General features: G+C 66.3%; 6 protein-coding genes. All 6 read left to right on the forward strand.

Annotated elements, in window-relative coordinates:
- Positions 1–14 precede the first annotated feature (14 nt).
- The 6 genes from B7G53_RS08370 to B7G53_RS08395 all read left to right on the forward strand — a co-directional run bounded on the left by B7G53_RS08370 (position 15) and on the right by B7G53_RS08395 (position 6,550).
- Complete coding sequence (locus tag B7G53_RS08370; RefSeq protein WP_096666362.1) at positions 15–1,133, forward strand: BMP family ABC transporter substrate-binding protein; 1,119 nt, start codon at positions 15–17, stop codon at positions 1,131–1,133.
- Positions 1,134–1,203: 70 nt separating this feature from the next.
- Positions 1,204–2,295, forward strand: a complete 1,092-nt coding sequence (locus B7G53_RS08375; protein WP_096666364.1) for an ABC transporter permease — start codon at positions 1,204–1,206, stop codon at positions 2,293–2,295.
- Positions 2,292–3,212 (forward strand): ABC transporter permease, encoded by a 921-nt coding sequence (locus B7G53_RS08380; protein ID WP_096666367.1) that lies wholly within the window; start codon positions 2,292–2,294, stop codon positions 3,210–3,212. Before B7G53_RS08375 ends, B7G53_RS08380 begins: the two co-directional genes overlap by 4 nt.
- A gap of 19 nt (positions 3,213–3,231) precedes the next feature.
- Entirely contained in the window at positions 3,232–4,218 is a 987-nt protein-coding gene (locus B7G53_RS08385) for a formamidase (RefSeq protein WP_096666370.1), read from the forward strand.
- 14 nt (positions 4,219–4,232) lie between these two features.
- The gene (gene biuH / locus B7G53_RS08390) at positions 4,233–4,928 is read left to right on the forward strand and encodes a biuret amidohydrolase (protein WP_096666373.1); all 696 of its coding nucleotides are present in this window, start codon (positions 4,233–4,235) and stop codon (positions 4,926–4,928) included.
- On the forward strand, positions 4,925–6,550 hold the full coding sequence (locus B7G53_RS08395; protein WP_096666376.1) for an ABC transporter ATP-binding protein: 1,626 nt from the start codon (positions 4,925–4,927) through the stop codon (positions 6,548–6,550). The genes biuH and B7G53_RS08395 overlap by 4 nt, the downstream gene beginning before the upstream one ends.
- Positions 6,551–6,840 lie beyond the last annotated feature (290 nt).

The following is a 6,840-nucleotide window of genomic DNA, read 5'->3' on the forward strand; positions in this document are numbered from 1 at the left end:
CAAGGAGAGATCTCATGACCACCAGACAATTCAGCCGCCGCGATTCCCTCAAGTCCCTGGCCGCACTCGGTGCTGCCGGCACGCTGGGCGCTTTCAGCGAACTGGCTTTTGCGCAAAAACCCATCACCGTGGGCGTGATCTATGTCGGCCCGCGCGACGACTACGGCTACAACCAGGCCCAGGCCCAGGCCGCGGCCGAGCTCAAGAAGATGCCCGGCGTGAAGGTGGTCGAGGAAGAAAACGTGCCGGAGACGGCCGCCGTCCAGAAAACCATGACGGGCATGGTGGCCCAGGACGGCGCCACGCTGGTCTTTCCCACGTCCTTCGGGTATTTTGATCCGCACGTGCTGGCCGTGGCGCCCAAGTTTGCGGACGTGCGTTTTGCGCACTGCGGCGGTCTCTGGACCGAGGGCAAACATCCCAAGAATGCGGCCAGCTACTTTGGCTACATCGAGGAATGCCAGTACCTCAACGGCGTGATCGCCGGGCACATGACCAAAAGCAACAAGGTCGGTTTTGTCGCTGCCAAGCCGATCCCCCAGGTGCTGCGCAACATCAACGCCTTCACCATGGGTGCGCGCTCGGTCAAGCCCGGCATCACCTGCAACGTGATCTTCACCGGCGACTGGTCCATGGCCGTCAAGGAGGCCGAGGCCACCAACAGCCTGGCCGACCAGGGCTGCGATGTGTTCACCATGCATGTGGACGGTCCCAAGGTGGTGGTCGAAACGGCCGCCAAACGCGGCAAGATGGTGTGCGGCTACCACGCCAGCCAGGCCAAGCTGGCGCCCAATGCCTACCTGACGGGCGCCGAGTGGAACTGGCTGACCGCCTACACCACCTTCCTGGACGCCGCACGCAGCGGCAAACCGCATCCCAACTTCATCCGCGGTGGCCTGAAAGACGGTTACGTCAAGATGTCCGCCTACGGCCCCATGGTGCCGGACGCCGCGAAAAAGAACGCCGACAGCATCAAGGCCAGCATGGTGGCCGGCAAGTTCGACATCTTCAAGGGCCCGCTCAAGGACAACAAGGGCGCAACCATCATCCCGGCCGGCAAGGTGCACAAGCAGACCGACCTGGAGCTTGAAAAGATGAATTACCTGGTGGAAGGCGTCATCGGCTCGGTCTGACGTTCCGTTTGCCCTGAGCCTGTCGAAGGGCCCGTGGCTTCGACAAACTCAGCCCGAACGAAAAAACACCATGCGCAACTCCCTCGCCAACGTCCTGCTGCCCACGGCCGCCATTGCCGCAGCGTTGCTGCTGTTTGGCGTGTTCGTCGGGCTGGCGGGTGTCAATCCGCTGGACGTCTGGCTGCTGCTGTTCAAGGGCGCTTTCGGTGACTGGTACTCCTGGCAGAACACGCTGCAGCGCGCCGCGCCCCTGATGCTCACGGCCCTGTGTGTGGCGGTGCCGGCGCGTGCCGGCCTGGTCATCATCGGCGGCGAGGGTGCCATGGTGCTGGGCGGGCTCGGTTGCGCGGCGCTGGCCGCCGCCCTGCCGCTGCCGGCCAGCGTCGTGGGCACGGCGCTGGTGTGCCTGGCTGGTGCCCTGGCCGGTGCGTTGTGGATCATGCTGGCCGGTGCGCTGCGCCAGTACCGCGGTATCAATGAAACCATCAGCAGCCTGCTGCTGGCCTATGTGGCCATCGGCCTGTTCAAGCACCTGGTCGAAGGGCCGCTGCGCGACCCGGCCAGCCTGAACAAACCCTCCACGCCGTCGCTGGCCGAGGGTTTGCGCATCAGCGGCATCGGCGGCTCCGACGTGCACTGGGGGCTCGTGATTGGCGTGGCCGCCTGCCTGGCGGCCGGCCTGTGGTTTCGCATGACACCTTCGGGCTTTGCGGTGCGTGTGGTCGGCGGCAACCCGCGCGCGGCGCAACTGGTCGGCCTGCCGGCGTCCCGGCTGATCCTGCTGGCCTGCGCGCTCGGCGGCGCCTGCGCCGGGCTGGCCGGCGCCGTCGAGGTCGCCGCCGTGCACACCAATGCCAACGCCTCGCTGATCGCCGGTTACGGCTACGCCGGCATCCTGGTGGCGTTTATTGCGCGCCAGCATCCGGTGGCCATCATCCCGGTGGCCATTCTGTTCGGTGGTTTTGGCGCGGCCGGCAGCCTGCTGCAGCGCCGCCTGGGCTTGCCCGACGCCTCGGTGCTGGTGCTGCAGGGCATTGCTTTTGTGCTGATCCTGGCCAGCGAGGCTCTGCGTGATGTGGACTGGAAGGCCTTCCTCGTCCGCATCAACCGCTTCGGCCCGTCCGAGCCGAGTCCGATCCCCCTGCCGCAGGACAAGCCATGACCGCCGACCAGCTGCTGATCTTCTTTGCCGGCATCGTCGGCGGCGCACTGCGTGTCGGCGCGCCTTTCCTGTTTGTCAGCCTCGGTGAATGCATCACCGAAAAATCCGGACGCATCAACCTGGGCCTGGAGGGCGTGCTGGTGCTGTCGGCGATGTCGGCCTTCGGCGCCTCCTGGCTCAGCGGGTCGCCGTGGATCGGCGTGCTGGCAGCCGCAGCCACCGGCGCACTGCTGGCCACCCTGCACGGCGTGTTGTGTTCGCTGCCGCGCGTCAACGACATCGCCACCGGCATTGCGCTGATGCTGCTGGGCATGGGGTTGGCGTTTTACCTGGGCAAGCCGCTGATCCAGCCGCAGGCGCCGCAACTGCCGGCCATCGCGCTGGGCAACTGGAGCGATTCGGGCGCCGTGCGTTCGGCCTTGCAGGTCAACGCGCTGGTACCCATCGGCATCGCGCTGGCCGTGGCGCTGTGGTGGGCCTTCGCCAACACCCGCGCCGGCCTGCTGGTGCGCATGGCGGGTGACTCGGCCAACGCCACGCGCGCCCTCGGCTATTCGGTGTCGGCCATTCGTATTGCGGCCACCGCAGCCGGCGGCATGGTCGCCGGTCTTGGCGGCGCCTGCCTCACACTTTTTTACCCCGGCAGCTGGAACGAGGGCGTCTCCAGCGGCCAGGGCCTGATCGCGGTGGCGCTGGTGATCTTCGCGCGCTGGAGCCCGATCCGCTGCGTCTACGCGTCCTTGCTGTTCGGCGGCGCCGGCGCCATCGGCCCGGCCCTGCAGTCCATCGGCATCAGCTGGGGCTACCACCTGTTCAACATCGTTCCCTATGCGCTGACGCTGCTGATTCTGGTCATGACCTGCCGGCCCGGCACCACGGTGAGCGGCAGCCCGGGCGAACTCTCTTCCACCCGTTGAATACAAGCAAGGAAACACGATGACAGGCCTCGGCGGACTCAACAAATCGAAACATGGCGTGGTTTTGGGCCTGGTGCAGTTGCAGCTGCCGGTGGTCGAGACACCGGCGCAGCTCGCTGCGCAGACGCAGCGCATTTGCGCCATGGTGGCCAAGGCCAGGCGCAATCAGGCCACCATGGACCTGGTGGTGTTTCCGGAGTATTCACTGCACGGCCTGTCGATGTCGATCGCGCCCGAACTGATGGTGTCGCTCGACGGCCCCGAGGTTGCCGCCTTCAAGCGCGCCTGTGTGGACAACCGCATCTGGGGGTGTTTCTCCATCATGGAGGCCAACCCCGGCGGCAACCCGTACAACAGCGGCCTGATCATCGACGACACCGGTGCGATCAAGCTGTACTACCGCAAGCTGCACCCGTGGGTGCCGGTCGAGCCCTGGGAGCCGGGCAACCTGGGCATTCCCGTCTGCGACGGACCGAACGGCAGCAAGCTGGCGCTCATCATCTGCCACGACGGCATGTTCCCCGAGATGGCGCGCGAGGCGGCGTACAAGGGCGCCGAAATCATCATCCGCACGGCGGGTTACACCGCGCCCATCCGCCACAGCTGGAAGATCACCAACCAGGCCAACGCCTTCTGCAACCTGGCGGTCACCGCCAACGTCTGCATGTGCGGCAGCGACGGCACCTTCGATTCCATGGGCGAGGGCATGTTCTGCAATTTCGACGGCACGGTGCTGGTCGAAGGCGGGGGACGTCCCGACGAAATCATCACGGCCGAAGTGCGGCCCGATCTGGTGCGGGAGGCACGCACCGGCTGGGGCGTGGAGAACAACATCTACCAGCTCTACCACCGCGGTTACGTGGCGGTGAAGGGCGGCGCCCAGGACTGCCCCTACACCTACATGCGCGACATGATGGACGGCAGCTACCAGTTGCCCTGGACGGTGGAGGTGACCGACGGAACCTCCTGCGGCTTCGAGGCGCCCACGCGCAGCTACCAGCCTTGACAAGGACCGCCACGATGGAACGCTTCGTCAACGCCAACCCCTACGCCTGGCCCTGGAACGGCGACCTGCAGCCGGGCAACACCGCGCTGGTCGTGATCGACATGCAGATCGATTTCTGCGGCGAAGGCGGTTACGTCGACAAGATGGGCTACGACATCTCGCTGACACGCGCGCCGATAGCGCCACTCCAGATCCTGATGGCCGCCATGCGCGGCGCGGGTTACCACATCATCCACACGCGCGAGGGCCACCGGCCCGACCTGTCGGACCTGCCGGCCAACAAGCGCTGGCGCTCGCGCCAGATCGGCACGAAGGGTGTGGGCATCGGCGACGACGGACCCTGCGGCCGCATCCTGGTGCGCGGCGAACCGGGCTGGGAAATCATTCCCGAACTCGCGCCGCTGCCCGGCGAGGTGGTGATCGACAAGCCGAGCAAGGGATCGTTCTACGCCACCGACCTCGAGATGGTGCTGCACACGCGCGGCATCCGCAACCTGATCCTCACCGGCATTACCACCGACGTGTGTGTGCACACCACGATGCGCGACGCCAACGACCGCGGCTTCGAATGCCTGCTGCTGTCGGACTGCACCGCCGCCACCGACGCCGGCAACCACGCGGCGGCGCTGAAGATGATCACCATGCAGGGCGGGGTGTTCGGCGCCCATGCGCTGTCAAAGGCAGTGCTGGACGCACTGGCGCAGCCATGAGTACCACCGCAGCCATCGGCAGCCTGCCGCCGGCCACCGGTGCGCTGGCGCTGGACACCTACCGGATGAGCATGCGCTTCGGCAGCTTCACGGCGCTCGACAGCGTCAGCCTGAAGGTGGCGCCGGGCACGGTGCATGCGCTGCTTGGCGAAAACGGTGCCGGCAAAAGCACACTGGTCAAATGTGTGGCGGGGTACCAAAGGCCCTCGGAAGGCAGCATCCTGATCGACGGCCGCGAGCAGGCGATTGACAACCCGGTGGTGGCGCGCGCGCTGGGCATCGGCATGGTCTACCAGCATTTCACGCTGGCGCCGGGCATGACGGTGGCGGAGAACCTGCTGCTGGCCGGCGGGCAGTTGCCCGCGGTGATCAACTGGCGCGCCAAGCGCGATGAACTCAAGACCTTTCTCGCCCACACGCCTTTCCGCCTGGACCTGGACGCGCGACCGTCGGAACTGGCAGCGGGCGAAAAGCAGAAGCTCGAGTTGCTCAAACAGCTCTACCTCCGGCCGCGCCTGCTAATCCTCGATGAGCCGACCTCGGTGCTGACGCCGCAGGAAGCCGACGAGGTGCTCGCCCATGTGCGCGAGTTCGCGCGCAGCGGATTGTGCACGGTGCTCATCATCACGCACAAGTTCCGCGAGGTGATGGCCTATGCCGACGACGTGACCGTGCTGCGCCGCGGCCAGGCGGTGCACACCACGTCGGTGGCGGCAACCGATCCGGCGCGGTTGGCGCAGGCCATGGTGGGCGATGCGGCTGCAGCCCGCGCCGAAAGCCTGGTCATGGAAGAAAAAGTGCCTCCAGCCCCTAACGGACGGACGGCAGCAGCTATAACTTCTGTAGCGTCCAGCGCGTCGCTGGAAGTCCGCGGGCTGCAGGTCATGGGCGACCGCGGCACGCTGGCTGTGCGCGACCTGAGCCTGGCGGTGGCCGCCGGCGAGATCCTCGGCATCGCCGGCGTCTCCGGCAACGGCCAGCGTGAACTCGTCGAAGCGCTGGTCGGCCAGCGCGCACGCGCCGCGGGCACCGTGCGGGTCAACGGCCAGCCCTACGCCGCCACGCGCGATGAGAACCACCGCCTCAAGGTGCGCAGCCTGCCCGAAGAGCCCCTGCGCAATGCCTGCGTCGGCGATCTCAGCGTGGCCGAGAACATGGCGCTGCGCGACTTCGACCGGCCGCCGCTCTGCGCCGGCGGACGTTTGCGCTTCGGTCGCTGGCGCAGCCGCGCGCGCGAATGGATCACCGGTTATGGCATCAAGACCCAGGGCGAAAACGCGCCCATCCGCAGCCTGTCGGGCGGCAATGTGCAGCGTGCCGTGCTCGCGCGCGAACTGCATGGCGAAATCAATGTGCTGATCGCCGCCAACCCGGTGTTCGGCCTGGACTTTGCCGCCGTCAGGGAAATCCACACCCGCCTGCGCGGTGTGGCGCAGCAGGGCGGCGCCGTGCTGCTGGTCAGCGAAGACCTGGACGAGCTGCTCGAGCTGGCTGACCGCATCGTGGTGATGAGCGAAGGCCGCATCGTTTTTGAAACTGTCGCCGCTGATGCCGAGCGGCATGTTCTTGGTGCGCACATGGGTGGGGGGCATCATCAGCCTGCGGCTGAGGTTCCGGTGTGAACTGTTTTGTGGATTCCTCCAGCAAGCCGGTCCTCGTTACCGTTCGGGCTGAGTTTGTCGAAGCCGTCTTTGTATCCGCTGGTTGTGGTGCGCCAGCAAGCCGGGTCTCGCCCCGGCGGGCGACTTACTTTTCTTTGCTTCGCTGTATGGACAGGACACATACGAAACAGGTGTTCGGAGACATAGGAAACACTTCTTCAGCGCCATTGGCGCAAGGAGAAGCGCATGCCCTGGCAACCGAGAGACCTGATGGACACCAAACGCGAGTTCGTGCAATTGGCCTTGCAAGA

The organism is Polaromonas sp. AET17H-212 (assembly GCF_002379085.1).
Taxonomy (GTDB): domain Bacteria; phylum Pseudomonadota; class Gammaproteobacteria; order Burkholderiales; family Burkholderiaceae_C; genus Polaromonas.

Coding starts and splice junctions, on each gene's coding strand:
- biuH (WP_096666373.1), top strand. CDS start 4,233: ATGGAACGCTTCGTCAACGCCAACCCCTACGCCTGGCCCTGGAACGGC.
- B7G53_RS08375 (WP_096666364.1), top strand. CDS start 1,204: ATGCGCAACTCCCTCGCCAACGTCCTGCTGCCCACGGCCGCCATTGCC.
- B7G53_RS08380 (WP_096666367.1), top strand. CDS start 2,292: ATGACCGCCGACCAGCTGCTGATCTTCTTTGCCGGCATCGTCGGCGGC.
- B7G53_RS08385 (WP_096666370.1), top strand. CDS start 3,232: ATGACAGGCCTCGGCGGACTCAACAAATCGAAACATGGCGTGGTTTTG.
- B7G53_RS08395 (WP_096666376.1), top strand. CDS start 4,925: ATGAGTACCACCGCAGCCATCGGCAGCCTGCCGCCGGCCACCGGTGCG.
- B7G53_RS08370 (WP_096666362.1), top strand. CDS start 15: ATGACCACCAGACAATTCAGCCGCCGCGATTCCCTCAAGTCCCTGGCC.